Raw genomic sequence first — 24,965 nt, forward strand, 5'->3', positions numbered from 1 at the left:
TTTCATACCACTTGCCGTTTTTTATCTATAAAAGATTAGCGTAAAATCAAAATCGGTTTGCGGCTATAACGCGCCACTTTCACCGTATTTGAACTCAAGCCCTCTTTATTGTCGTCTTTTGACGCCATCATCAAAATCAGATCAACATTTTTTTCTTCTGCGACCCGATTCACTTCTTCGTAAATCGTACCGTAAGCCACGATGTGCTGAACTTTGCTTTCCGGCGGGAATACGTCGCGGGTAAACTCATGCAGCTTTTTATTGGCTTCGGTTAATACATCTTTATCGAAGTTGGTCGGCAAAAATGAAGACACAATGCTATTGCTTGGTGCCGAAACAATCCCCGCCACACGGTAAACCGTGTCAGGGTTGTTTTTGGTCATCTCAAGTGCGGTTTCAGCCAACTTTTTTGCCATGGGAATGTAGCCCAAATCAATCACAATCAGGATATTTTTAAACATAGGAGTTACTCCGTTCGGATAAGGATTTACGTCGTCTTTGAATCATTGCTAAACCGGCTAATAATGCCAATGCCGGAATGAACATCAGCTCTTTCGGCAAGGTATTGTGACGCGGTAACGATACGGATAAAATGGTTTGATCCCAGTTTAACCCGGCTTTCGCCGCTTCGGAACCCAGTTGCGCATCATCAATAATGATTTTATCAATCATCTCGCCGTCCACTTCGATTTTTTCACCGCTGTTCAGCAAAGTTAAGCCTAAATTCTCGATACGCGCTTCCCCGCTCTCGCCGGCAGGCACTTTCAATTGAGAGAAAAATTCAATCGGTGAGCCGTATTGGTTAATCCCCGCCACTTTTAGGGTTAATGTTTCCCCAACCGGCGCATGAGCAATTTCTTCCACCATGTGAATCGGTTCAATATGGCGCTCTGTCGGAGAAATATATTCCATAAAGAAACCCGGACGGAACAGCATAAACGAGATCACCAGCAGTAAAATGGTTTCCCACCACTTATTATGGTAAAAGAAATAACGCATACTGGCGGCGGTAAATGCCAATATCGCAATGGTGGCAATGATAAACACCATCACACCTTTTGTAAATCCGACATCAATCAACAACAAATCGGTGTTGAAAATAAACAGGAACGGCAAAAGTGCGGTACGCAGGCTATACGCAAAGGCAACTAAACCGGTTTGAATCGGTTTGCCGCCGGAAACTGCCGCCGCCGCAAAAGACGCCAAGCCGACCGGTGGGGTGACATCTGCCATAATCCCGAAATAGAACACAAATAAATGCACGGCAATCAGCGGTACAATTAACCCGTTTTGACGTCCGACTTCAACGATAACTGTCGCCATTAACGATGACACCACGATATAGTTCGCAGTAGTTGGTAAGCCCATGCCTAAAATCAAGCTGAATATCGCCACTAAAATCAGCATTAACAGAATGTTGCCCATCGATAAAAACTCGATAATGCTTGACAACTGCACGCCAAATCCGGTCAAAGCGACCACACCGACGATAATCCCGGCGGTTGAGGTGGCAATCCCGATGCCGATCATATTTCGCGCCCCACTCTCAAGACCGGTGACCAAGTCGTTAACGCCTTGTTTGGTCGCCTGCCAGATTTCACCCTTTTTACGGTAGAAGTTTAAAATCGGGCGTTGAGTTAATAAAATGAAACACAGTGCAAGACTGCCCCAGAATGCCGATAGCCCCGGCGACATTCTTTCGATCATTAAACACCAAATCAAGATAACAACAGGCAGCAAGAAATGTAACCCGGCGTTAACCGTTGGTCTAACAGACGGCAATTTCACTACCGGGGAGTTCGGATCGTCAATTTTCAAATCATCAAATCCGGCAACGCGTTTCAGTAACAGCAAATAAATGATGCCGACTAACGCCGAGACGATTGCCAACGAGTGACCCGGTGCTAGTTGCTTAATCCAAGATAATCCGTGTTCAATCGCAAAATACAGCACACAAATAGTGATAAAACTACCTAGCGCACGCAGCAGGCTGATAACCCAAGGCTTGGCGGCATCGGCTCTTTCTAAGCCTTGCAAATTCATTTTACAGGCTTCTAAATGCACAATATAAACTAACGCGATATACGAAATCACCGCAGGCAGGAATGCGTGGGTAATTAATTGGTTATATGGCATATTGACGTATTCGATCATCAAAAACGCCGCAGCGCCCATCACCGGCGGCATAATTTGCCCGTTCACTGAGGAGGCGACCTCAACCGCACCGGCTTTTTCAGGTGAGAAGCCGACCCGTTTCATCATTGGAATGGTAAACGTACCGGTGGTCACCACATTGGCAATTGACGAACCGGAAATCAAGCCGGTTAATCCTGACGCGACCACAGCGGCTTTTGCCGGACCGCCACGGAAATGCCCTAAATAAGCAAAGGCGGTTTTGATGAAATAGTTCCCTGCCCCGGCTTTATCTAATAACGCCCCGAACAAGACGAACAAGAATACATATTTGGTGGAAACCCCTAACGCCACACCGAACACCCCTTCAGTGGTGATCCATTGTTGGTTGATGATATGTGACAGGCTGCCGGTGCGGTGGCTGATAATCCAGCTCGACGGAAAATATTGCCCGAAATAGTTATACAGCAAAAATACCGTTGCAATAATCACCAACGGCAGGCCCAAACTGCGACGAGTGGCTTCCAACAGCAACAAAATCCCGATAATCCCGATCACGATATCTTGCGTGTTCGGCGCACCAAAACGGGTGATTAAACTGTCATAGAAAAACAGGTAGTAAGCGGCACAAAATGCGGCGACAAATGCGAAAATCCAATCCACCAACGGCACACGGTGAATCGGCGAGGATTTAAACGCCGGATAAGAAAGATAAGCCAAAAACAGCGCGAATGCCAAATGGATAGAACGCGCTTTGGTGTCGTCAAACACCACATTGATTGAGCCTAAACCGATGGCGCGTAATGCTTCCTGAAAAACGAAAGGCAGCGGTGAAGCATAATAAATTTGAAATAACGACCAAAGAATTGCAATCCCGAAAATGAGTTTTTTAGTAAATCCATAGGGATTGCGTCCGCCTGCGTCGTTCGCTGCCACCATGTCTTGCAAATCATCTTGGTCAAAGGGTTTATTTTTAGTATCTGACATATCCTTTTCCCTATTAAAGTTCTAAACTGCAAAGGCAGGGAACAATCCCTGCCTTTATTTTATCGAATAAACCGGATAAATTACATCCAGCCTCTTTCTTTATAGTAACGCACTGCGCCATCATGCAATGGTGCAGATAATGCGTTTTTGATCATCTCGTCTTCTTTCAAGTTAGCAAATGCCGGGTGCAGACGTTTGAAACGGTCAAAATTGTCAAACACCGCTTTCACCACCGCATAAACTTGATCGTCGCTCACATCGGTCGAGCTGACTAAGGTTGCATAAACCCCGAAAGTGTCGGTCGGCTCATCAGAACCGGCATATAAACCGCCCGGAATTACCGCTTTCGCATAGTAGCTGTGATCAGCGATGAGTTTGTCGATCGCTTCGCCTTGAACCGGCACTAAATGCGTGGCACAAGAAGCCGCCGCTTCTTTTAACGCGCCGTTCGGGTGTCCGACGTTATAGGTGATCGCATCTAAGTTGTTATCACACATCACGGAAGCCATTTCCGCCGGTTTCAATTCAGACGCCACGCGGAAAGCCGAATCATCCCAACCTTTTGCCGCCAGAATCACGTTCATGGTCGCACGCGTACCGGAACCCGGATCGCCCACGTTCACACGTTTGCCCTTCAGATCGTCAAAGCTTTTGATGTTGGCATCAGTACGCGTCATTACGGTGAACGGCTCAGGGTGAATCGAGAAAACCGCTCTTAACTTGTCGTTTTTCTTGCCTTCAAAAGAACTGGTGCCGTTATAGGCGTGATATTGCCAGTCGGACTGTGCGATTCCTAAATCCATTTGTTTAGCGGCAATGGAATTTAAGTTAGCCACGGAACCGCCGGTGGAAGGAGCGTTACATTTGATGCTGCTTTTGGCTGAATCACGGTTTACCAATTGGCAAATGGATTGTCCCACAACATAATAAACGCCGGTTTGTCCGCCGGTACCGATGGTCACGAATTGATCGGCAGCCAGTGCGCCGGCAGAAGCCGCCATTAAACCTGAAACTAGTGATAATTTGAACAGTTTTTTCATACAACACTCCTTCTAATTGTTATCTAATTTATTGATATTGATTAGAGTAAAACCAAGCCATATCCTGCGTAGCTTGTTGATAACATATAACAAAGGCTATATTAATTGCAACTACAAATGCCAAAGACAGCTTGTTTTTCTAATAAAATCTTAACTTTTATGAAGATTTGCTAACAAATCAATCAATTGTTTATTTTCCATTTGAAGATATTTAGCATAGATCAAATTTTGCCAATTTTGATCAAAGCCGGCGTGAATTGCCAGCGGCTTTCCGCTGATCGGATGCTCAAAGCTAATCGACTCGGCGTGCAGCATTAACCCGCTGCAATTCAGTTGCTGATGAAAAGTGCGGTTTTGACGCAGATCGCCATATGCGGAATCGCCGATAATTGGGTGAAATAGGTGCTTTAAGTGTCGGCGTAACTGATGTTTGCGCCCGGTTTTGGGAAACAACCGCACCAGTGTATAGCGCGCGGTCGGGTAACGCCCCGCCGGATATGGCATTTCAATTTGTTGTAGCGATTGATAGTCGGTCACCGCACTTTGCGGTTCTTTGTCTTGGCTGCTGAATTTGTCGGCGATTTTGTCGAGCTGCTCTTTCAGCGGATAATCAATCGTGCCGCTGCCGTCCAAAAAGCCGCGCACCACCGCTAAATAACGTTTATCAATTTGTTTTTGTTCAAATTGTTGGCTGAGGCGCCTCGCCGCCTCTTGATTCAACGCTAACACCAACACCCCCGAAGTCGGGCGATCTAAACGGTGCACGGTGTAAACGTGCTGCCCGATTTGATCACGCAAGGTTTGCATCACAAAACGGGTCTCAAACTTATCCAGCCAACTGCGATGCACCAGCATTCCCGCCGGTTTATTCACCGCGATAATATCGTGATCTTGATACAGAATTTCCAAGGTGACGGGTTGATTATCGGTGTTCATGCAGCAGCGCTTCAATGTCGGTTAACGGTTGTAACAGCAGTTCCAGCTTATCTAAATCCGCCATGGTTTCTTCAATATATGGGCTGATCGCAATTCGATTCGGCAATGCTGCGCCGGATTCTAAAAGTGCGGTCATGCGCGGAATAAAAATCCATTGTAGCCATTCATGCGGATCAAGGGTATCTAAATGAAACGGCTGCTCGCTGGCTAATTTCGGCGCTGACGGCGGTGTGGTTTGCCATAAGTTCAGGTGGACTAAATTCTGCTGCAAGCGCTGCAATTGCAGATTGAGTTGTTGGCGTAATAAAGCCTGATCGGACATCACATTCCCTTTTGTCTGATGAAATTTGCGCTATTGTAATCTAACTTCGGCAAAACAAAGAGAGTTTATGCTACAATTTTATTTTATATTCCAAGGAAAAACCGGAAACAATGTACTCTATCGACGTTTTCTTCCACTACAATTCAAACAAGAAACAACCCGATCTACCTCAACAAGACGCAGTGGGGCTAATCAATCACATTATTGAGCAATGGCGCTATAACGGACAAATTATCGGACGTGAGTTTCCGCTGTATTATGATGAGATCGACAATAAACGCGGCTTTAGCATTCGGGTGATCTGCCCTGATCACCAAGCGCTACTGCCCCATTTCAATAATGAAAATGTGAACCGCACTTTGCTTGCCGCGGCGGATGCCGGCATCTATTTGCACCAAATCGGCTTGGTCGGCGAAGATCTCAATTCGCACATCAGCCACCTGCCACAGGATGATGCGTCGCCGTCTTGGCAGATTTTGTACACCACCTATCTGCACACTTGTTCGCCGTTATTTAGTGGCGATAGCTTTTTGCCAATGCCGCTTGGTTTCCAATCTTTCTTGGTACGATTAAGGACATTACAACATGATTTCATATCAACACGCCAGCCTCGATCAACTGACGCTCGGCAAACAGACCGACTACCGCAGCGATTACAATCCCGAATTGCTGCAAGCCGTGCCGCGCAGCTTAAATCGCGACAGCTTAGGCATTGGCACACAGCAGCCGTTCAGTCACGGCGCCGATATTTGGACGGCATACGAAATTTCTTGGCTGAATGCGAAAGGCTTGCCGCAAGTGGCGATTGGCGATATTTATTTAGATTTTAGAAGCGAAAATTTAATTGAATCAAAAAGTTTTAAGTTGTATCTCAACAGTTTTAATCAAAGCCGCTTTGACAGCCGCGCACAGGTGGAGCAATTGCTGCAGCGCGATTTAAGCGCATGTGCTAACGGCGAAGTCAAAGTGCGGTTACACGGCTTAAGCGACTATGCTCATCAAACGATTGCTCATTTTGACGGCGAATGTATCGACGAACAAGACATCGAGATTCTCAGTTATGATTTCCAACCGCACTTGCTGCAAGATTGCGCCGATCCGCAGCAAAGCGTGAGCGAGACCTTGGTCAGTCATCTGCTGAAGTCCAATTGCTTAATCACCTCACAGCCCGATTGGGGCAGTGTACAGATTGAATACAGCGGCAATAAAATTAATCGCGAAGCTTTATTGCGTTATCTGGTATCATTTCGTCACCACAACGAATTTCACGAACAGTGTGTCGAACGGATTTTTTGCGATTTGATGAAATATGCCAGCCCGCAACGGCTGAAAGTTTATGCCCGTTACACTCGGCGCGGCGGCTTGGATATTAATCCGTATCGGGCGAATTATCCGCTGGAATTACCGAATCAACGTTTGGCACGACAATAACAAAAAACAACAAAGAAAAAGGAGAAACTATGAGTTCACATATCGTCAATCCGAAAGGTAGCATGGATCAGCTGTCGCATTTGGAAGTGGAATTGCTGGAAAAAGGCGTTGCCGGCGGGTTATACCAACTCTACCGCAACTGCTCGCTGGCGGTGCTCAATTCCGGCGCAGTGACCGACGACAGCCGGGTGCTGCTCGGAATGTATAAAGATTTTGAAATCGAATTAATCGCCAAAGAGCGCGGCGTTTCATTGCTGCTGCACAACCCGCCGGAATCGGCGTTTGTCGATGACAAAGTGATGCGCAATATTCAATATCATCTGTTTGCGGTGCTGCGCGATATTTTGTTCGTGAACGTTATCACCAAACAACACTCGTTGCAGCCGACGCAAAACTCCAACAGCATTACCAACTACATTTTCACCATTTTGCGTAATGCCAAAACCTTGGTGGTCGGTGAATGTCCGTCACTGGTGGTGTGTTGGGGAGGACACTCGATTAACGAAATTGAATATCGCTATTGCCGTGCGGTTGGTTTACAGCTAGGGCTGCGTGAACTGAACATCATCACCGGCTGCGGGCCGGGCGTGATGGAAGCACCGATGAAAGGCGCGGCAATCGGACACGCTAATCAGCGTTTTAAAAACAGCCGCTTTATCGGCATCACCGAACCGTCGATTATTGCCTCCGAGCCGCCGAATCCAATCGTTAACGAGCTGGTTATCATGCCGGATATTGAAAAACGTTTGGAAGCCTTTGTGCGCGTCGGACACTGCATTATCGTGTTTCCGGGCGGGCCGGGTACGTTTGAGGAACTACTGTATTTAATCGGCATCAAACTCAATCCGGCGAACAAAGACGCGCAACTGCCACTGTTTTTAACCGGGCCAAAAGAGAGCGAAGATTATTTCAACACCATCGATCGTTTCATCGGCGAAGTATTCGGCGCCGAAGCACAGGCGTTGTATGAAATCATTATCGACGATCCGGAACAGATAGCGCGCAAAGCCAGTGCGCACATGAAAACCATCAAAAAAGTGCGGGCGCAAACCAATGATTCTTATGGCTTTAACTGGTCGCTCACCATTCCGCCGGATTTCCAAAATCCATTCGAACCGACGCATGAGAGCATGAGTAATCTGGATCTGCATTTGGAACAAAGTGCGGAAAGCCTTGCCGCCAATTTGCGCCGTGTATTTTCCGGCATCGTGGCGGGCAATATCAAACCGGATACCATTGATTTAATCGAAAAATACGGCGAATTTGAACTGCACGGCGATCCGGTATTAATGGAAAAAATCGATCGTGTGTTGCAAGATTTTGTCGAACAGCACCGAATGAAGCTGCCGGGCGGCGATGCCTATCAGCCTTGTTATCGGATTCTTAAATAACATATTTCTCCCTCCGTTTCGGAGGGAGTTTTGTTTTACCCTAGCAATACTCCGACTGCCCCACAGCCTAACTGATTTAAACCGCACTTTACACGTTAGTTTCGTAACCCAATGCCTTTATTTATTAAGTAATACACAATCGCATATAACAACGTGATAAACAGTGCCAGCACCGAGAAGGTATACACCAAATCCAAATCACTCACGCCTAAAAAGCCATAACGGAACCCGTTGATCATATACACAATCGGATTCAATTTAGACACCCCTTGCCAAAACGCGGGCAGCAAGGAGATCGAATAAAACACCCCGCCCAGATAGGTCAACGGCGTTAGCACGAATGTCGGGATAATGCTGATGTCGTCAAACGAACGGGCAAACACCGCATTGATTAAACCGCCAAGTGAAAAGGTGGCGCTGGTCATCAATAAGGTGAAAATCACCACCGTCCATGAATGGATTTCCAGCGGAATAAACAGCAATGAAACCACGGTGACCAATGAACCGACCAAAATTCCGCGCGTCATGCCACCGGCAACATAGCCCCAAATAATGATATGGGTTGAAGTCGGCGATACCAACAGTTCCTCAACATTACGCGCAAATTTAGTACTGTAAAACGATGAGGCGACATTGGCGAAGGAATTGGTGATCACCGACATCATAATCAAGCCGGGCACAATAAATTGCATATAACTGTAACCGCCCATTTCACCGATGCGTGAACCGATCAACTGCCCGAAAATCACAAAATACAGGGTCATGGTGATCACCGGCGGCACTAAGGTTTGCACCCAAATCCGCATAAAACGGTGGATCTCTTTATTTAAAATGGTTTTAAACGCAATCCAAGACAACGACATCGCTATTCTCCTTGTTGTTCATCGTGCGGTTTATTCAACAACGCCATGCGCACAAACAGCTCTTCCAAGCGGTTGGTTTTATTGCGCATACTTAGCACCTGAATCCCCTGCTCGCTCAATTGATAAAACAGGTTGTTCAGCCCCTGCTCACGCCGCACTTCCACTTCCAGCGTATTGGTATCAATCAATTGAGTGTGGTAATGTTGGATCTCCGGTACATTGCTGTATTTCGCCAAATCCAACACAAAGGTTTCCGATTCCAACTTGCTTAACAAGGCTTTCATTGAGGTGTCGATCACCAGTTTTCCCTGCTGAATAATCCCGATATGGCGACACAGCAGTTCGGCTTCTTCCAGATAATGCGTAGTCAGGATAATCGTTGTTCCCTGCAAGTTCAGTTCACGCAGAAACTGCCACATGGAACGGCGCAACTCAATATCAACCCCGGCGGTCGGTTCGTCTAAAATCAATAAGCGCGGATTGTGCATTAAGGCGCGGGCAATCATCAAACGGCGTTTCATGCCGCCGGACAAGCGCATTGATTTTTGATCACGCTTATCCCATAAATCCAGTTTTTTCAGCCATTTTTCCGAACGGCTCAGCGCTTCTTTGCGTTCAACCCCGTAATAACCGGCTTGATTGACTAAAATATCCTGCACTTTTTCAAACTGGTTAAAATTAAATTCCTGCGGCACAATGCCGATCTGTTTTTTCACTTCAGTCAGTTGGCTGTCCAGATCATAGCCAAACACCTTCACTTCGCCTTCACTTTTATTCACTAACGAACTGACGATGCCGATAGTGGTGGATTTTCCCGCGCCATTGTGCCCCAACAACGCATAGAAATCCCCTTCTTGCACCGCCATATCAATGCCGTGCAAGGCTTTAAAACCGTTTGGATACGATTTTGTCAGCCCTTTTATTTCCAGTGCATACATACGATAACCACTCTGTCGATAATCAAAAATTAACAATAAAAAAATGTGAGTATAAAAAATTTTTAACGTATTATAGCAGAGTGCGGAAAAACATATATAAGGACGTAGAATGAAAAAAATAGAACAGCTGATTGCCAACAACCACAGTTGGGCGGTTCGAATGCAAGAGGAAAACTCCAATTATTTTAAAGAATTGGCAGAACATCAAAAGCCGAGCTATTTGTGGATAGGTTGCTCAGACAGCCGCGTACCGGCGGAAAAATTGACCAATTTAGAACCGGGCGAACTGTTTGTGCACCGCAATGTCGCCAATCAGGTGATCCATACCGATTTAAATTGCCTGTCGGTGGTGCAATATGCGATTGACGCGTTGGATATCGAACATATCATTATTTGCGGGCACACCAACTGCGGCGGGATTAAAGCCGCAATCGAAAACCGCACTTTGGGCTTAATTGATAACTGGCTGCTACATATTCGTGATATCTGGCTGAAACACGGCAACCTGTTCGGCAGACTGCCGGTGGAAAAACGCGCGGATATGCTGACCAAAATCAATGTGGTGGAACAAGTTTATAACTTAGGCTCCTCTTCTATCGTGCGCGCCGCTTGGCAGCGTGGCAAGAAGCTATCGATTCACGGCTGGGTTTATGATGTGAATGACGGATTTTTAAATGATTTAGGCGTTGTAGCCACCAGCCGCGAAACGTTGGAAATCACCTATCTGAATGCAATCGCTCGCTTGGTGTCAAGTGACGAAGTGCGGTTTCTTGAAACCGAAAAGCCGATTAAATTCCCCCAGGAATAATTTGCGGCATAGTAGCCAAAAATGTGGCTGATTTTGAGATCTAAGCTTCTATTAGACATTTTTGTGGCTACTCCTCTTAAAGCGCTAGTTTTTCTAGCTCTTTTTATTCAAAAAATCCTGTATAAACATAATCTTATTCCTTCGGTTTAGTCCATTATGAACGGATAATTTCTGCTTTAAATCCTTAAACAGCCCTTCCAGCCGATTTGTCGTTTTTTCTATCCGTAACTCCGGGTATTTTTCAAAGACAAACAAGTAATCCATATAGCGTTTAATACTGGCATAAGCCCCTCTCAATTTGCGATGTTTATAAGGAAATTTACCCTGATTATCGGGTATATCAGACCGTTCTTCTAAGTAAGCTTTATGCTGCAAAAACCAGTGATGCAAACGGACATAAAAGTCATTTTTGTGACTCTGCTTGAGTGTTTTAACCATTGTTTTCAGTTCCTTTCCGGCAACGGATTTAGGGTTTCTCGTCAGCTTGCGAATCACCATTGCAACAAGGTGAAATTGGCACATTTGGGTTGGCGTATTAAATATATCTTTCAATAAGCCCCGTCGCCCATCGCAAGTAATAGATTGAATAATAAATCCTTTTTTACGCAATCGATTGATGGCTTTGGTATAGTAAATGTCCTTTTCGGTACGAACGATTTGGTGGTAAATCACCTTTTTTGAGCGGGAATCCATTATGACTAATACGCCGAATTGTCGCCCGAAAAAAGTGACATCCATAATAAGATTCAACATTGTGGTTTGCGGTGTGCTGAGTGGCGTTTTAGGGGCTTTTTTCAGGTGCCTTTGGATAGTCCTGACCGAACAATCATAGGTTAACGCAAGCTGCTTATACGTCTGTTTTCCGACGGTGTAATCGTGCCAGATTTGGGCGGATTGAAGGTAATTTGTGTGAGAATATGTCCGTAAACAATCCAAGCATTTATAGCGTTGCTTGCCTGAATTTTTACCGTGTTTTTTAATGTGTTCTGAACCACAGAAATAGCAATTTTTTGGTCATTTTAAAAAATCTCACTTAACGCCTTATTCTATAAGGGATTAAGCGAGATTTCAGCCACATTTTTGTCTACTATGCCTATTTTCAGCCAGAATTTCCGCTAATAATTGCGGCGACACCGGAATTAACCCGACTTGCAGCCCGAACGGCATAAAAGTGCGGTTCACCACATCTAACGAATAATTCCCTTTTCCGTTTTCAATATCAGAAATAGTTTTGCGCGATACCTTCACCAATTTCGCATACGCATCTTGCTTCAAGCCCAATCCTTTCAGGCGCAGCGCTTTTAATGCCGCCCCTTGGGAAATCTCATTTTTTAGCAATATGGTGCTGATTTGTTTGATCAATTCCAGCCGTTCAACCGCAGCAATCGGCTTTTTGTGTTTAGAGGCGCGATTGCCCGCAGGCACCACCTCAATCGCCGAACGAGGTTTTTCCACGCTCTGCGGTTTGTTGCTCAGCACGCTTTCATATTTAGCTTGTAGTTCGGAAACTTCATGGCGAATATCATCAAGTGATTTCATAGTAATTTCCACGCTTTCAATCGTTGTTCAATATGCGCAAACCCCATCACCGACATTTCCATCACATATTCCGTATGGTACAGCAATTCAACATTCGGATAAGCCGAATCGGGATTTGGCGTCAATTTAAGTGTTGCAATATCGCACCACCCATTTTCAACAAACGCCTGAAGCGTTAAATCCTCCATATAACCTCCACACCATTACTTTGAGTAATATAATACACTTTAATTGGTTTTTAAAGTAATAATGCTATTTATATCACTCAAAAATAAAGGTTAGCTCAGCAGTCTTTCCCCATATTCATACACCTGTTGCAATAACGCCATTTTTTCAGGGTTATCATGGTGTTCTGCCACCAGCTGTTGCAGCGATTCAGCAAACGCTTCGGCATTTTGCTCAAGCTTGGCACGGCAATATTTTTGCCATTTAATCTGCTCAGCACGGTTTAATGTGCGGTAAAAATGGCGGGCGCGGTAGTGAAACAGCAGTTCAGGAATACGTTTATCTTCAAAAGTGAGATCGGGGTTTTTCAGCTGTTCCGCATCGAGGCTGCGCAAAATTTGCATATTACGTTTGTCGGCATCGCTGAAAAAGCCGTCATAAAGTGCGGTTTCGATATTGATATCCGCAGGATAACTGCGCTGTTCGTTAAAAATAGCGATCACTTTATCGCGAATTTCGCGTGATTGTTGCAACCGCTGCTGATTTAACAAACACTGCTCACGATCAATCCCCAATCGTTCGGCATTTTGCGGTAGTAAGGTTTTTTCAGGGGAGACAATCGGGCATTTGTTAATGTGCACCAGTTTCAGCGGCACAGGTAAAATCCCCTGCTGTTCCAGTTCGGATTTTTTGCTGTATAACCGCACTTTCAAGGTTTCGGCATCAAGCGTTAATAAATCGCTTAAATCCGCACTTAAATCACAGACAATCACCGCATTGTTATTCGTCGGGTGCCATGCCAGCGGTGCAACTAATGCCGTGTTGCCACGATAATTGCCGAGCATTCCCGAAACATGTACCAATGGCGTCATGTTGGCGGTATCAATCAATTTTTCTACCGCTTTTTTATTACGCAGATCGAAGAAATAATCGAATAGACGCGGCTGCTTGGCTTTCACCAATTTCGCCATCGCAATGGTGGCGTACACATCGGCCATCGCATCATGGGCATTTTCATGCTCAATGCCGTTGGCGAGTGTTAAGCGAGCCAACTTAAACGACGGCAAGCCTTCATCGTCATACACCCAATTAATCCCCTCAGGGCGCAGTGCATAACAGGCACGCAACACATCAAGCAGATCCCAACGGGAATTGCTGTTTTTCCAGCTGTATTCATACGGGTCAATAAAGTTACGGAAAAAGGTGTAGCGGGTCATTTCGTCATCGTAACGAATGTTGTTATAACCCATAATGCAAGTGTTCGGCTGGCTAAATTCCGCAAGAATCCGTGCCGCAAATTCAGGTTCGTCCACGCCTAGCTGATTACAATGCTGCGGTGTGATGCCTGTCACCATCACCGCTTGCGGGTGCGGCAGATAATCACTGGTTTGCTTGCAATAGAACATCACGGGTTCGCCGATGATGTTAAAATCCTTATCGGTGCGAATGCCGGCAAATTGCGCAGGGCGATCCCGCGCAGGATCAATACCAAAACTCTCAAAATCGTAAATAAAAAAGCTAAAATCTGCCATCTAACCGCCCTGTTACGCCCACAGCTTATCGAGATAGAACAAGCAAAGAATCGATAAAATCCCAAGCACCACCCCGATTGCATTGGCTTTGTTGATTTTTTCCTTAAAGAGCCATGCTCCTGCTAACGTGCCGAGACAAATCACACCGATATTCATGCCGGCAAACACCAGTGTCGGGTTTTCGCTGTAGCTTTGGTGCGCTTTAATATAAAACAGAATGTTCATAAAATTCAGCACGCCAAGCAGCAAGCCGCCAAGCATACTTTTGCCGTCCCAACGGGTTTGTTTAATCAACAGGTAGATAAAAATCACGCAAGCGGCAAGGCAAAACGACACAAATAGCGTCAGCGGAAATGCGCTGCCCGTTTTCGCCATTTGTTTGAATAAAATATCAATCACGCCGTAGCCCAGCCAAACCAACAGCAGATTCAGCCAGCCTTTGCCGACCGCACTTTGCGTATCGGATTTTTTCCATAACAGGCATAAAAGTGCGGTAAACGCCAGCACGAGGCTAACCGCACGGCTTTGCGTCAACACTTCGTTAAACAGCGTGAACGATGCCAAAATCGGCAAAAACAGCGACAACCGCTGCGCCGCATCAGACCGCACAATCCCGGCACTCTCCACCGCTCTTGACATCACCATAAACACCGTCGGCAACAGCACGCCTAACGCCAAGAAAATATAAGAATACTCATGCTGCGCCACCGTTTCCCCAAACGACTGCCCGGCAAAATTCGGCTTTAAAAAATAATAACTCAACCCGATCGCCATAATATAATTAAACGCAATCGCTTGAGCGATGTTGATATTCTGCTTGCGTGCCACTTTCAAAAACACGGAAACAATCACGCTACAGAATATCGCAATAGCGAGGTTTTGCATGGAAGGTCCTTTATTGGTTTTATTGTTTAATCAAAGTACGGTTGTTGTCCGCTTGTTCATTATTGTAGGGGGGACTTGCCATCCCACCATATTATTCACACCGATCTCTTTGATGGGCAAGCATGCCCATCCTACAAAGTTTAATACTTCACTGTAAGGTGGACTTTCCAGCCCACCATAGCACTCATACCGATATTTTTGATGGGCAAGCATGCCCATCCTACAAATTCTATGACTTCACTGTAGGGTGAGCTTGCTAACCCACCGTACCATTCACATCTATATTTTTGATGGGTAAGCATACCCACAACTGTAAATTCTGCGATTTCATTTGTAGGGTGGGCTTGCCAGCACACCACGCCACACAAGCAATATCTATTCCGTTGCCCCAAACCCGCGCAAACCAACCACATGAACATATTCATGGTTTTGTGCGATTTTCCGCACCAGTTTATAGGTTGTGCCTTTTTCTGGGCTGATATTTTCTGGTGCGGCGATCAGCAATTGCATGTCTAACCGTTCGCAAAGTTCAAACAGCGTGGAGATCGATTTTGCGTCCAGTCGCGCGGCTTCATCGAGGAACAACAAACGACATGGCAGAATATCTTTACTGCGCATACGGCGGCTCTCTTCTTCCCAGCTTTGCACCACCATTAACAGGATCGACATACCCGTTCCGATTGCTTCCCCGGTTGACAATGCGCCACTTTCGGCACGCAACCAGCCATCAGCACCACGATATACTTCCACTTCCAGATCGAGGTAGTTACGGTAATCCAGCAGCTCCTCACCAATGGTTTGCACACTGCGCTGCCCCATGTCGATGTGCGGATTCACGCGTTGATACAGCTTCGCCAACGCTTCCGAAAAAGTGATTTGGTTGTTGTTGAACAGATCTTGATAATCGTCTTGTTCACCCGACAACGCATTCAGCAAAATGGCGTGGGTATCACGAATATTCACTACCAAGCGCACCGATTTCACCTGTCCGAATGCAATGTTCTGCAAGCCCTGATTCAACATACGAATGCGGTTTTGCTCACGTTGAATGGTTTTGCGCATGATATTGGCAACACTTTCGCTACTGATCGCCAATTTGCGCTCACGGTTGGTCAGCTCTTCGGTTAAGCGTGACAGCTCGATTTCCATTTGTTCGATTGCATCAATCGGATCATCGGTTTTGATAATATCCTGACGAATCCGCTCACGCAGATGTTGATACACCGCAATAAAGAACCGCACTTTGTTTTCCGGCTTGCGGGAATCTTCCGACAAGCGCAGGCTATCACGCAGATATTCATTATCCGCCACTGCGGTGCGCAACGCCCCTAACGCTTTATCCGACATTGAACGCAATTCATCTGCCGATAAATACGCCAGTTCACGTTTATTTAAACGGCGTTCCACATCGCTGTTGCGTGATAAACGTAGCACCACGCACCAGCTGATTTTCGCGCCGACCACCAATTCACGCTGCGTGCGATAATCCCGCTCTGCTTTACGAATGGTGCGCACTAAATTTTCGCTTTCCGATTCCAACAAAGTGAGTTGTTTTTCCACATAGCCACGGCGCTGGCGGCTTTGCGACAACGCTTGATGCAGCTCTTCACGGCGTTGCAAGGTACGCTGTTCTGCACCTTCATCAGCTCGTCCACCGATTTTGTCCACCTCTTCCAGCAACTCTAACAACATATGATTTTTCGCATCTAATGAGCTGCGCAACGAGATTTGCACTTGGTTAAATTCGGCAAACTGCTTCTGTTTTTGTTGCAGTTGATCACGCTGTTGTTCACGCTGTTGTTGCAACTGCTCTAAACGTTGGCGCAATTGCTCGTTCAGTTCCGAACCTTCACTTTGCAGCTGTTGCTCATAATCAAAATGCGTACGGCGCTGTAACACATCAGACAGTGCATAAAAACACTGTTGCGCCCGTTTTTGCTGATCAACGGTGGTTTGGTAATCGTTTCTGAGTGCGTCATATTGTTGCGGATCGCTTTGTAAGCTGGCGGCAATTGGTTCAAGCTGTTGCAGTTGTTGCCCGAACTGGCGGATAAATTGCACGTCTTGTTCGGCAACCAACAGTTGCTCACGATACTCTTCGATCCGATCTTGCAGCGTGTCGTCTGCCAACAAGTTCAACTGCGGTGAGAGTTTATTCAATAACCGCACTTGCTCTTTGCATTCGCTGAGTTGTAACCGCACTTGCTGTTCGCTTGCGCTCAATTGGTTTAATTCCCGATCCAATTCGTTACGCTGGCTGTTAAGCTGTTTCATTTCTTGTTCCGGATTCGGCAAGAACGCTAATGCCAAATGCAAACCGACAAATTGGCTGAATTGTTGGTGTAAACGCTGGCATTTTTGCACGTCAAACGCACGTTGGGCGTGCTGTTCGTTCACCGCTTCCAATTCAACGGCTAACGCTTCTAAACGTTTTTCTCGTGCTGCACGCCCGAACAACGGAATTTCAGGGAATTTTGAGTAGCGCACTTCCCGCTCGGAAACTTGCACCACCACGCCGCCTGCCAGCTCTTGCGCGGCAAACACGTTATCGTCAAATGCGGCAGGATCACCCTCAATCAAATAGAGATCGTCCGGGCAGTCGTCTAGCTGCTCAAGCTGTTTTTTCACCTCTGCCAGATCGCGCACCACAATCGCATGGCGTGCAGGCCCGTAAAGGGCGGAGAAATACGGCGCATCTTCCAGTGGCACATCATCATACAGTTCCGACAACAACACCCCGCCAAAACGTTCTGCCAACGCATTCAAACGGGCATCTTCTGACCCATCAGGCTGGCTTAAGCGGCTGATTTGTTGTTCCAATTGCTGTTTTTGCATCTGCAATTGATCACGCTGCATCGTGTTTTCACGCTCTTTTTCCAATTGCAACTGCATGAAATCCATCACATCTTGTCTGTCGTTAAACTGCTCGCCACTCTGTTCGCTCAAGCGTTCCAAAGCCGATTGTGCCGTCAACCATGCCGGTGCTTTGCGCTCATTGTCTTGATAAAATGCGGTCAGCTGTTCACGCTTTTGACGCAACATTGAACGCTGCTCGCCTTGCTCGGCAAGCTGGTGTGTCAATTCATCCACCAAGTCTTGCTGTTGCAAGTGGTGTTCGTCCAACGCCTGCGGATCGTCTAATTGCAAGCCGCTGCGCTGATTAAATTCTTGTAGCAGTTGTTGTGCCGTTTGTTGTGCCATTAAACGCTGTTCCAGTTCGTTTAACTGGCTGCGTAAGCCGACCGCACTTTGCGCCTGTGCTTTCTGCTGTGGATAGTCTGCTAGCAGGGTTTTCGCCTGCTCCCATGCGGCACTGCGTGGCACGTCGCCGACAATCTCGCTCAACAAGCGGTAGGCTTTGTCAAATTGCGATTTTGCCGCATCAGACACCGACAAACGCTGTTCCAATTGCAACACGTTAGCCGTCAGTTCTTCCACTTGCACATCAAATTCTTCGTGATATTGCTCAATATTTTTCAGCGATAATTCATTTAAGCCGCACACTTCTTTGGCTTTTTCCAACGCTTTCACCGCTTGCTGATATTGCAATGCGCGAGTTTGTTGCGCATCAAGGGCTTGCTGATAATCCGCCAGTTGACCACGCACGTGATCGATCTCCACTTCGCCCTGTTCAAAACGTTGTTGTGCTTCTTCCAGTTGCTCGGCGGCGGTTTCAACCACGATTTGCTGCTCTTCTAATTTCTCACGCAATTCGTTGACATCATCTTGATAGCGATTGATTTTTTCTTGATGGCGCAGCACATTCTGCACCAAATTTAAATGATCGACCGCACTTTGGTGATCCACTTCTAAACGTTTTTCGCTTTCGCCCAGATCGGCGGCTTCACGGCTCAATTCAATCAGTTTTTGTGCTGAGAATGTCTGTTCTTGTTTGGCACTAAATAATTGACGGCGGAAGTTCAACGCACTGTCGATATTATGACGGCGATCGTTGGCATTGCGCATATAATCGGCGGCAACATAGGCGGTGGATTCATTGATTAAATGTTTGAATAAATCACGGTCGGATTGAGTAACTTTAATCGCTTCTAGCGTCATGCGGTTTTCACGCAATGCCGCTTCCATATCCTGAAACGCTTTGCGTACGCCCAGATTTTCCGGCAACAGGTAATCACGCAATGAACGGGTGATCGCACTGGAAATCCCACCGTATAACGAGGCTTCAATTAATTTATAAAACTTGCTGCGATCCGATGCGGAACGCAGGCGTTTTGGGATAATCCCCAATTCAAACATCACGCTGTGGTAATCGGTGACCGAGTTATACTGTTTGAATTGCGCACCGAGTTGATCGGCTTTGTCTTTTAATTCGTTTAACGCCAACACCCGCGCTTGCTTGTCGCTAACCGCCACCGTAAAAAGTGCGGTCGGATCGACTGACAGCGGCAAGCCTTGAATCGAGAACGATTTAATATCCACTTTTTTGTCTCGCCCCGCCACTTGCTGCAGGCGCACCCCGACCAATACACGTTGGTTGCGAGAATTGACGGTATCTAATGCGGCATAACACACCCCTGGGCGCAGTTTACCGTGCAAGCCCTTATCACGTGAGCCTCCAGTCGAGCCTGCTTCGGTGGTATTACGAAAGTGCAATAAAGTTAAATCGGGAATCAGCGCCGTCACAAACCCTGCCATGGTGGTGGATTTCCCGGCACCGTTTCCGCCGGATAAGGTGGTAACGAGTTCATCTAAATCAAAAGTGCGGGCAAAAAAACCATTCCAGTTGATCAGCGTTAATGAACGGAATTTGCCGCGCTGCACATCTTGCGTGTGTGTGGTAACGCTTTGTGGAAAGTTGATTGCTAATTCGTCATGTTGTGATTCAAACTGGCTCATTATTCAGCCTCTCCCTGCTCGTCATCATTCTCAAATTCGTCTTCGTCTAATTCCGGCTCTTGCCCGTCTGTTTGCGGCTCAAGTGCGGTTTTCGCCGCCTGTTTTTCTTGTTTTAAAGAATCCGGATTTGCACCCTCGCCATCGCGGATTAAGCGCAATTGTGCTTCCAACGGATCATCGCCCGACCGCACTTCAGCACCGAAACGGAACACCGATTCCGAAATAATAAATTTGCCACTGAATTGATCGCCGACAGTGGTGATCATGCCCAAGCGGCGCAAGCGGTTTAGTGCGGCACGCATTTTTTCCGCCAGTTTTTGTTTGTCTAAATCCGATCCAGAAGAACGTTGATTCACCGCTTTCAGCAATTTGCTTTCGTCTGCTAAATTCAGTAATTCATCATACACTTCTTCACTGCTGAAAATGCCTTGTTGTGCCAAACGCTCCGGGCTTAAATACAGGTAGCACAATACTTTACCGACCAGCATTTCCAGTTCAGACAACACGCTGCGCCCAATCAAGGTGCTGGATTTCGGGCGCAAGTAGAAAAAGCCTTCCGGCGCGCGAATCAATTCCACGTTATAGCGGCGGTAAAAGGCTTCCAATTCATATTGAAAATCCATCAAAAACGCATGATTGTCCAGATCATCAATGCTGATATGTTTACCCGCACGCAATTGACTATCGACGCTCGGAAAAAGCGAATTGGCGATTGCCGTTGCCAATTTGGCAGGCATTACATCTGAAGAAAAAGTTTCGGTCATCATCTTTTCGTTTCGGTTAGTTATTTATATTGGTCAATCCGGTGCGCCTGCACTTCGGCACCGTGTGAGTTGATTTCTTGCCATTGCGGATATTGGGCGGCAAAATCGTTGCTTGCCATGCCCAGTCGCACCGCTTGATCGACAATAATCCGTGCCACATCAAAATGACGGGAAAGCGGATATTGTTCCAGTTGCTGGCGCAGTATTTGGCTTAAGTCAATCGGTTGATTTTGTTCACGATAATGGATCAGCAAGGTTTGCATCTGCTCCACGATCTGCTCATGCAGATCCGCCAGCGATTCGTATTGCAGCTCTTCCGGCAGTTCGCCCAGTGCGTCTTCATCGTTTAAAGTTAACTCTTCATCACGCAGATCCACCAGCCGTTCGGCTTGAGTGGTCCACAGATACCATGGCGCATCAAAATAGTTATGAATCGATTGGCGCAAACGACGAGAGAACACGCGGTTTTTATCCATATCGATTGCGGTGCGGATAAATTTGTGCACATGGCGATCGTAACCAATCCACAGGTCAATCGCCTGCTGCCCCCAGCTGATAATGCGGTCTAGCTTGGCTTGCAAATTGGTGATTAACTGCTCGACAAAATCCAATTCGTTGCGCCCGATAATACAATCTTGAATCCGCAACAATTGCGCCTGTAATTTATCACCGGCGGCATTTAGCGTATCTTGTAATTCACGCAGGTTGCCGGAAGTTTCGTCCAACAATTGTTCACAGCTGATCAACGCCGCTTGCCAGTCTTTAGTCAGCAATTCAGCAATTTGCTCTTTAATCCCCTGCTGATTCTCGTCCATAATCCGCTGTGATAAATCAATGCTGTCAAAGATTTCGGCAACCGAATATTTTAACGGAGCATACACATTGCGCCGCCAGTGTTGCTCATCACCGTCTTCTTCTGCGGCAGATGAGGCGCGCTGAATTTCATCGGCAACAATCGACAGCTGCACCGACAGGCGCAAGGCAGAAAATTCACGTTGGCGGATGTAATAATCGGACACGCCCACGCCGAGCGGCGTTAAGCGATAGATAGAAAGTCCTTCGGTAAATTCACTGCTGAAGCGATTTAAAAAGCGTTGTTTCACCAATTCATTGATCGCATTATTGGCACGCTGTTGAATGGTTTCTTCCGCCAGCCCGAATTCCGCCGAAACTAAGCGGAACATATCGATCAAATCGTGTTCGATCATCTCGCCGTCGATCCGTTCGTTATTGTAGATCGCAATCGTCAGCAAAAACGCCAAACGCTCGGTGGGCAAATTGAGTGAAAATTCGCGCTGTTTCGTCCAATTCACCAGTTCAGGAATGGTTTGCACCGTTTCAGTCATGTGTGTACTCAAAATGTCAGGAAGCTGTATAAATTAAAGTAGGTTATTGTACACGAAAATTATCCGGCTGACAGCTTAAAAGGGCGCTTGCTTTCGCGCTGAAAATGTCGGCAAATGATCAAAGTGCGGTCGGTGCGGGAAAAGCCGTTTAATATTCATTGCGTCCGTGCAATTTATCCAGCAGTTGCTGCTCGCTGTCTTCCTTCAAGAAATAGATACGTTTTAACTGATAGCGATCATCGCCGAACCGCACTTTGCCGATTTGGGTGGAAAATGCCAAGTGGAAACCCGCCTGTTGCGCGGCTTTTTTGGCAAGTGCGGTATAGCCGCCGTAGGGATATGCCAAATAACGCATTTCCGGATTCAACGGCGTTAACACTTGAATCGAGCGGCGGAAATCCACCAGCATATTATGCAGCGAACGACGAAAAATAATCGGCTGCTTTTTGAGTTTGCGGTGTAAAAAGTGGGTGTGCGATTGCAGATCAAACGTTCCCCGCATCGCGAGATAATCATCTTTGCTGATAAATTGCAAGCCGTCGGCATCCCACGGCTGTTGTTGGTATTTAATGCGAGAGGTGATCACAAAAATGGTCGCGCTCAATCCGTATTTTTTCAGGATCGGATAAGCATAACGGTGCACCGATTCCAAACCGTCGTCAAAGGTCAACGCCACCAATTTATCGCTAAAATTGGCTTGTCCGTCGAGATAGTTTTCCAAATCGTATAATAAAATGGTGCGGTAGCCTTGATTTTTCAGTAACGCCATTTGCTGTTCAAAGGCGCGAACCGAGGTGGTGGTGGAAGTGTGGCGAAAATAGCGATTCTCTTCCTCTTTCAAGATGTGGTGATAGGTCAACACCGCAATCCCTTGATCGAATTGCACTTGCTCGGCGGCGATATAACCCAACCGCCCGCCAAACCGCACTTGATACCAAGGCTTGTCTTGTTCAGGCGGCACAATAAACGGATAACGCAAATTTGGCACTAATTCGGCAATGATTGTTGAATTTTTATCTGCGGTTTGATAAATCGGCGTCGGTTGATCAGTGATCAAATAACCTTGAGTCGCTGCATCTGTGACAGGGTTCCGTGTTAATGGCATTGTTGGTGTGGTTGACGCCGTGCTGAGATAATCCAAGCGACAATCCGCCGCTGGCGATCCCACGCCGTTACCGAATTGAATTGCTTGTTTCGTAGGGGATTCTATCAACCAAACCGCTTGCTGCGCATTCAGTTTTGCCACCGGTTGCACCTGCCCGGAAACTGTCGCCGACAACCAACAGCTTGCTAACGGCGAAGCTAAAATACGACTTCCCGCCTGTGCCGACGCGGAAAAAAGAGAAAAAAGCGCAATAAAAAGCGTAACCGAATGTTGAAATACCACACGCCACATAAATTTGCCCGAACCCGCATGATAAGTAAGAAAAAAAAGGTGCGCAGATTATACGAGGATTTGCCGAGAAAAATAGCTGTCTAATGATAAAGAAATGCAAAAAAAGCGGTTCGCTTATTCGGCAAACCGCTCTTTTATAATCAAATGCGTTTATTTGGCTTCAAACACCAAAATCGCGCCCTTGTTTTCCATTTCAGTGGTCGGCTGGTTGTTTTTGCCCATGGTGTAGCCGGCACTGTCGGTGGCGACATACACTTTTTCACTGTCCGGGCTCACCAACACCATGCGATAGCGGTTGTCGGTGCGGAAATGGGTCAGTACTTCACCTTGCACCTGTTTAGCGTCCGCATCGAGCGGCAAGCGGTATAAAATCCCGGTTTTCACGCCTGTTACGAGTAATGAGTTTTGGAAACTTTTAATTTTGCCGTCTTTCGGGTAGTAGGTAATACTGGTGGTTGCCACGGTCGGCCAACAAATGTAGTCGCCGTTACATTTCGGATCGTGAAAGTTGTAGCTGTTTGGCACGGTGAAAAAGGTTTTTAACGGCTCTTTGAAATTTTCCAATTGCGCGTCGGTTTCTTTTTGACGAGTAGCCTTCACTCCGTCCGGCACAGTGGTGCCGTCGTACATTGGCGCGGCATCACAATTTTCTACCTGCGAATAATTCACATAGGTGTACGCCTGATTGTCTTGATAGCCTACAATATGCGGCCAGCCGTAGTTGCCGCCGGCTTCGATCAGATTCACTTCGTCATCAACACCCGGCCCTTGATCGACATTAAACAGTTTATCACCGACAAACACCAAACCTTGCGGATTACGCAAACCATAGGCATACACATGGCTTTTCTCGCCTTGAATCACGGGGTTATCACTTGGAATTGAACCGTCCAGATTTAAACGGATCACCTTGCCACGATAATTGCTGAAATCCCCTTTCGCCACTTCAGCCGCGGTCGGGATTTTTTGTGAACGGATCTCTTTACAGCTGTTGCCGAATTGGTTGTAGCCGTTTTCGCCCAATGTCAACAGCAATTGCCCCTGCGGTGTGAAAATTAAACGTCCGGCGTTGTGATCATCCCCTGCTGGCAGTTTGTCTAACACCACAGTTTCATCACTTAAGGTTTGCGCTTTTGCATCATAAATTAAGCGTACTAAACGCCCAAATTCGGATTTTTCGGCTTTTTCTGCATTGGCATAGGTGTAATAGGCGTAAACATAGTCTTCACCTTTGTTTTGTAAGAAGTTCGGGTGCAATGCAATACCTAACAAGCCTTGATGTGGCGGTGCGGCAAACGCATTGTTGAAGGTGTATAAAACCTTGTGTTCACCGGTTTTCGCGTTCACGGTTGAAATGTGTTTGCCTTGGCGTTCAGACACCCAAATATTGCCGTCTGCACCCCATACCATATCCCACGGATTTTCCAATCCGTCGATCAACACGCTTCCCTGATAGCCGCTCTCTTCAGTCGCGATAACCGAATTATTCACCTTGGCATGGCCGTAAGCACTGAATAGGCTCAAGCTTAAAAAGGCTGCAAGTGCGGTTTTTTTCATAACATATCCTTAATAAAATGATGAGTGTAAATTTGGTTCAGTCTAACAAACCCCTTATTCAAATGGAATCGTGAT

The 24,965-nt window shown here is 46.6% G+C and carries 20 protein-coding genes and 1 pseudogene; 4 read left to right on the plus strand and 17 right to left on the minus strand.

The features are described 5' to 3' along the window. Positions 1–35: 35 nt before the first annotated feature. The 5 genes from ACUHGC_RS08920 to ACUHGC_RS08940 form a co-directional block, all read right to left on the minus strand. A complete protein-coding gene (locus tag ACUHGC_RS08920) occupies positions 36–461 on the minus strand; it encodes a universal stress protein (protein WP_446832987.1) in 426 nt (141 codons plus the stop codon). Next, positions 454–3,120: a TRAP transporter permease gene (locus ACUHGC_RS08925; protein WP_446832988.1), complete on the minus strand. Its 2,667-nt coding sequence runs from the start codon at positions 3,118–3,120 to the stop codon at positions 454–456. Before ACUHGC_RS08925 ends, ACUHGC_RS08920 begins: the two co-directional genes overlap by 8 nt. An 80-nt stretch (positions 3,121–3,200) precedes the next feature. Then, entirely contained in the window at positions 3,201–4,160 is a 960-nt protein-coding gene (locus tag ACUHGC_RS08930; protein ID WP_446832989.1) for a TAXI family TRAP transporter solute-binding subunit, read from the minus strand. 150 nt (positions 4,161–4,310) lie between these two features. Further along, positions 4,311–5,096, minus strand: coding sequence for a tRNA pseudouridine(65) synthase TruC (gene truC / locus ACUHGC_RS08935; RefSeq protein WP_446832990.1), 786 nt, complete (start codon positions 5,094–5,096; stop codon positions 4,311–4,313). Next, complete coding sequence (locus ACUHGC_RS08940; protein ID WP_446832991.1) at positions 5,083–5,418, minus strand: YqcC family protein; 336 nt, start codon at positions 5,416–5,418, stop codon at positions 5,083–5,085. Before ACUHGC_RS08940 ends, truC begins: the two co-directional genes overlap by 14 nt. 110 nt (positions 5,419–5,528) lie before the next feature. On the opposite strand from ACUHGC_RS08940, the pseudogene ACUHGC_RS08945 reads away from it, so the two are divergent. The 3 genes and pseudogenes from ACUHGC_RS08945 to ppnN form a co-directional block, all read left to right on the plus strand. Next, a pseudogene (locus ACUHGC_RS08945) lies at positions 5,529–5,903 on the plus strand (DUF2310 family Zn-ribbon-containing protein); the annotation flags it as partial. Positions 5,904–6,003: 100 nt separating this feature from the next. Next, complete coding sequence (queF, locus tag ACUHGC_RS08950; RefSeq protein WP_446832992.1) at positions 6,004–6,849, plus strand: NADPH-dependent 7-cyano-7-deazaguanine reductase QueF; 846 nt, start codon at positions 6,004–6,006, stop codon at positions 6,847–6,849. Between the two features lie 29 nt (positions 6,850–6,878). Beyond that, a complete protein-coding gene (ppnN, locus tag ACUHGC_RS08955; protein ID WP_446832993.1) occupies positions 6,879–8,240 on the plus strand; it encodes a nucleotide 5'-monophosphate nucleosidase PpnN in 1,362 nt (453 codons plus the stop codon). A 95-nt stretch (positions 8,241–8,335) separates the two neighbouring features. Here ppnN and ACUHGC_RS08960 read toward each other — a convergent pair whose 3' ends face one another. Beyond that, entirely contained in the window at positions 8,336–9,103 is a 768-nt protein-coding gene (locus ACUHGC_RS08960; RefSeq protein WP_446832994.1) for an ABC transporter permease, read from the minus strand. A 2-nt stretch (positions 9,104–9,105) separates the two neighbouring features. Beyond that, positions 9,106–10,041: an ABC transporter ATP-binding protein gene (locus ACUHGC_RS08965; protein ID WP_446832995.1), complete on the minus strand. Its 936-nt coding sequence runs from the start codon at positions 10,039–10,041 to the stop codon at positions 9,106–9,108. Positions 10,042–10,150: 109 nt separating this feature from the next. Here ACUHGC_RS08965 and can point away from each other — a divergent pair, with 109 nt between their 5' ends. Further along, entirely contained in the window at positions 10,151–10,849 is a 699-nt protein-coding gene (can, locus tag ACUHGC_RS08970; RefSeq protein ID WP_446832996.1) for a carbonate dehydratase, read from the plus strand. A gap of 93 nt (positions 10,850–10,942) precedes the next feature. Here can and ACUHGC_RS08975 read toward each other — a convergent pair whose 3' ends face one another. From ACUHGC_RS08975 to ACUHGC_RS09020, 10 genes are all read right to left on the minus strand, one after another. Beyond that, positions 10,943–11,830, minus strand: coding sequence for an IS256 family transposase, variant Zn-binding type (locus tag ACUHGC_RS08975; RefSeq protein ID WP_446834861.1), 888 nt, complete (start codon positions 11,828–11,830; stop codon positions 10,943–10,945). Between the two features lie 87 nt (positions 11,831–11,917). Further along, positions 11,918–12,388, minus strand: coding sequence for a helix-turn-helix transcriptional regulator (locus ACUHGC_RS08980; RefSeq protein ID WP_446832997.1), 471 nt, complete (start codon positions 12,386–12,388; stop codon positions 11,918–11,920). Next, positions 12,385–12,576: a hypothetical protein gene (locus ACUHGC_RS08985; RefSeq protein ID WP_446832998.1), complete on the minus strand. Its 192-nt coding sequence runs from the start codon at positions 12,574–12,576 to the stop codon at positions 12,385–12,387. Before ACUHGC_RS08985 ends, ACUHGC_RS08980 begins: the two co-directional genes overlap by 4 nt. Positions 12,577–12,666: 90 nt before the next feature. Continuing rightward, entirely contained in the window at positions 12,667–14,085 is a 1,419-nt protein-coding gene (sbcB, locus tag ACUHGC_RS08990) for an exodeoxyribonuclease I (protein ID WP_446832999.1), read from the minus strand. A gap of 12 nt (positions 14,086–14,097) precedes the next feature. Next, a complete protein-coding gene (locus ACUHGC_RS08995) occupies positions 14,098–14,970 on the minus strand; it encodes an EamA family transporter (protein ID WP_446833000.1) in 873 nt (290 codons plus the stop codon). Positions 14,971–15,345: 375 nt separating this feature from the next. Next, positions 15,346–19,827, minus strand: coding sequence for a chromosome partition protein MukB (gene mukB, locus ACUHGC_RS09000; RefSeq protein WP_446833001.1), 4,482 nt, complete (start codon positions 19,825–19,827; stop codon positions 15,346–15,348). Then, complete coding sequence (gene mukE / locus ACUHGC_RS09005) at positions 19,827–20,591, minus strand: chromosome partition protein MukE (RefSeq protein ID WP_446833002.1); 765 nt, start codon at positions 20,589–20,591, stop codon at positions 19,827–19,829. Before mukE ends, mukB begins: the two co-directional genes overlap by 1 nt. A 20-nt stretch (positions 20,592–20,611) precedes the next feature. Beyond that, a complete protein-coding gene (gene mukF / locus ACUHGC_RS09010) occupies positions 20,612–21,937 on the minus strand; it encodes a chromosome partition protein MukF (RefSeq protein WP_446833003.1) in 1,326 nt (441 codons plus the stop codon). Between the two features lie 148 nt (positions 21,938–22,085). Continuing rightward, a complete protein-coding gene (locus ACUHGC_RS09015; RefSeq protein ID WP_446833004.1) occupies positions 22,086–23,333 on the minus strand; it encodes a polysaccharide deacetylase family protein in 1,248 nt (415 codons plus the stop codon). A 150-nt stretch (positions 23,334–23,483) separates the two neighbouring features. After that, positions 23,484–24,890, minus strand: coding sequence for a glucose/sorbosone family PQQ-dependent dehydrogenase (locus tag ACUHGC_RS09020; protein ID WP_446833005.1), 1,407 nt, complete (start codon positions 24,888–24,890; stop codon positions 23,484–23,486). Between the last annotated feature and the right edge of the window lie 75 nt (positions 24,891–24,965).

The sequence above is a fragment of the Testudinibacter sp. P27/CKL/0425 genome, assembly GCF_052931395.1.

What these genes read in the sequence shown, in the direction of transcription:
- ACUHGC_RS09020 (WP_446833005.1), bottom strand. Translation starts at nt 24,890, where the DNA reads ATGAAAAAAACCGCACTTGCAGCCTTTTTAAGCTTGAGCCTATTCAGT.
- ACUHGC_RS08985 (WP_446832998.1), bottom strand. Translation starts at nt 12,576, where the DNA reads ATGGAGGATTTAACGCTTCAGGCGTTTGTTGAAAATGGGTGGTGCGAT.
- queF (WP_446832992.1), top strand. Translation starts at nt 6,004, where the DNA reads ATGATTTCATATCAACACGCCAGCCTCGATCAACTGACGCTCGGCAAA.
- mukE (WP_446833002.1), bottom strand. Translation starts at nt 20,591, where the DNA reads ATGACCGAAACTTTTTCTTCAGATGTAATGCCTGCCAAATTGGCAACG.
- ACUHGC_RS09015 (WP_446833004.1), bottom strand. Translation starts at nt 23,333, where the DNA reads ATGTGGCGTGTGGTATTTCAACATTCGGTTACGCTTTTTATTGCGCTT.
- ppnN (WP_446832993.1), top strand. Translation starts at nt 6,879, where the DNA reads ATGAGTTCACATATCGTCAATCCGAAAGGTAGCATGGATCAGCTGTCG.
- mukB (WP_446833001.1), bottom strand. Translation starts at nt 19,827, where the DNA reads ATGAGCCAGTTTGAATCACAACATGACGAATTAGCAATCAACTTTCCA.
- ACUHGC_RS08965 (WP_446832995.1), bottom strand. Translation starts at nt 10,041, where the DNA reads ATGTATGCACTGGAAATAAAAGGGCTGACAAAATCGTATCCAAACGGT.
- can (WP_446832996.1), top strand. Translation starts at nt 10,151, where the DNA reads ATGAAAAAAATAGAACAGCTGATTGCCAACAACCACAGTTGGGCGGTT.
- ACUHGC_RS08995 (WP_446833000.1), bottom strand. Translation starts at nt 14,970, where the DNA reads ATGCAAAACCTCGCTATTGCGATATTCTGTAGCGTGATTGTTTCCGTG.
- ACUHGC_RS08920 (WP_446832987.1), bottom strand. Translation starts at nt 461, where the DNA reads ATGTTTAAAAATATCCTGATTGTGATTGATTTGGGCTACATTCCCATG.
- ACUHGC_RS08960 (WP_446832994.1), bottom strand. Translation starts at nt 9,103, where the DNA reads ATGTCGTTGTCTTGGATTGCGTTTAAAACCATTTTAAATAAAGAGATC.
- ACUHGC_RS08930 (WP_446832989.1), bottom strand. Translation starts at nt 4,160, where the DNA reads ATGAAAAAACTGTTCAAATTATCACTAGTTTCAGGTTTAATGGCGGCT.
- ACUHGC_RS08940 (WP_446832991.1), bottom strand. Translation starts at nt 5,418, where the DNA reads ATGTCCGATCAGGCTTTATTACGCCAACAACTCAATCTGCAATTGCAG.
- sbcB (WP_446832999.1), bottom strand. Translation starts at nt 14,085, where the DNA reads ATGGCAGATTTTAGCTTTTTTATTTACGATTTTGAGAGTTTTGGTATT.
- truC (WP_446832990.1), bottom strand. Translation starts at nt 5,096, where the DNA reads ATGAACACCGATAATCAACCCGTCACCTTGGAAATTCTGTATCAAGAT.
- ACUHGC_RS08980 (WP_446832997.1), bottom strand. Translation starts at nt 12,388, where the DNA reads ATGAAATCACTTGATGATATTCGCCATGAAGTTTCCGAACTACAAGCT.
- mukF (WP_446833003.1), bottom strand. Translation starts at nt 21,937, where the DNA reads ATGACTGAAACGGTGCAAACCATTCCTGAACTGGTGAATTGGACGAAA.
- ACUHGC_RS08925 (WP_446832988.1), bottom strand. Translation starts at nt 3,120, where the DNA reads ATGTCAGATACTAAAAATAAACCCTTTGACCAAGATGATTTGCAAGAC.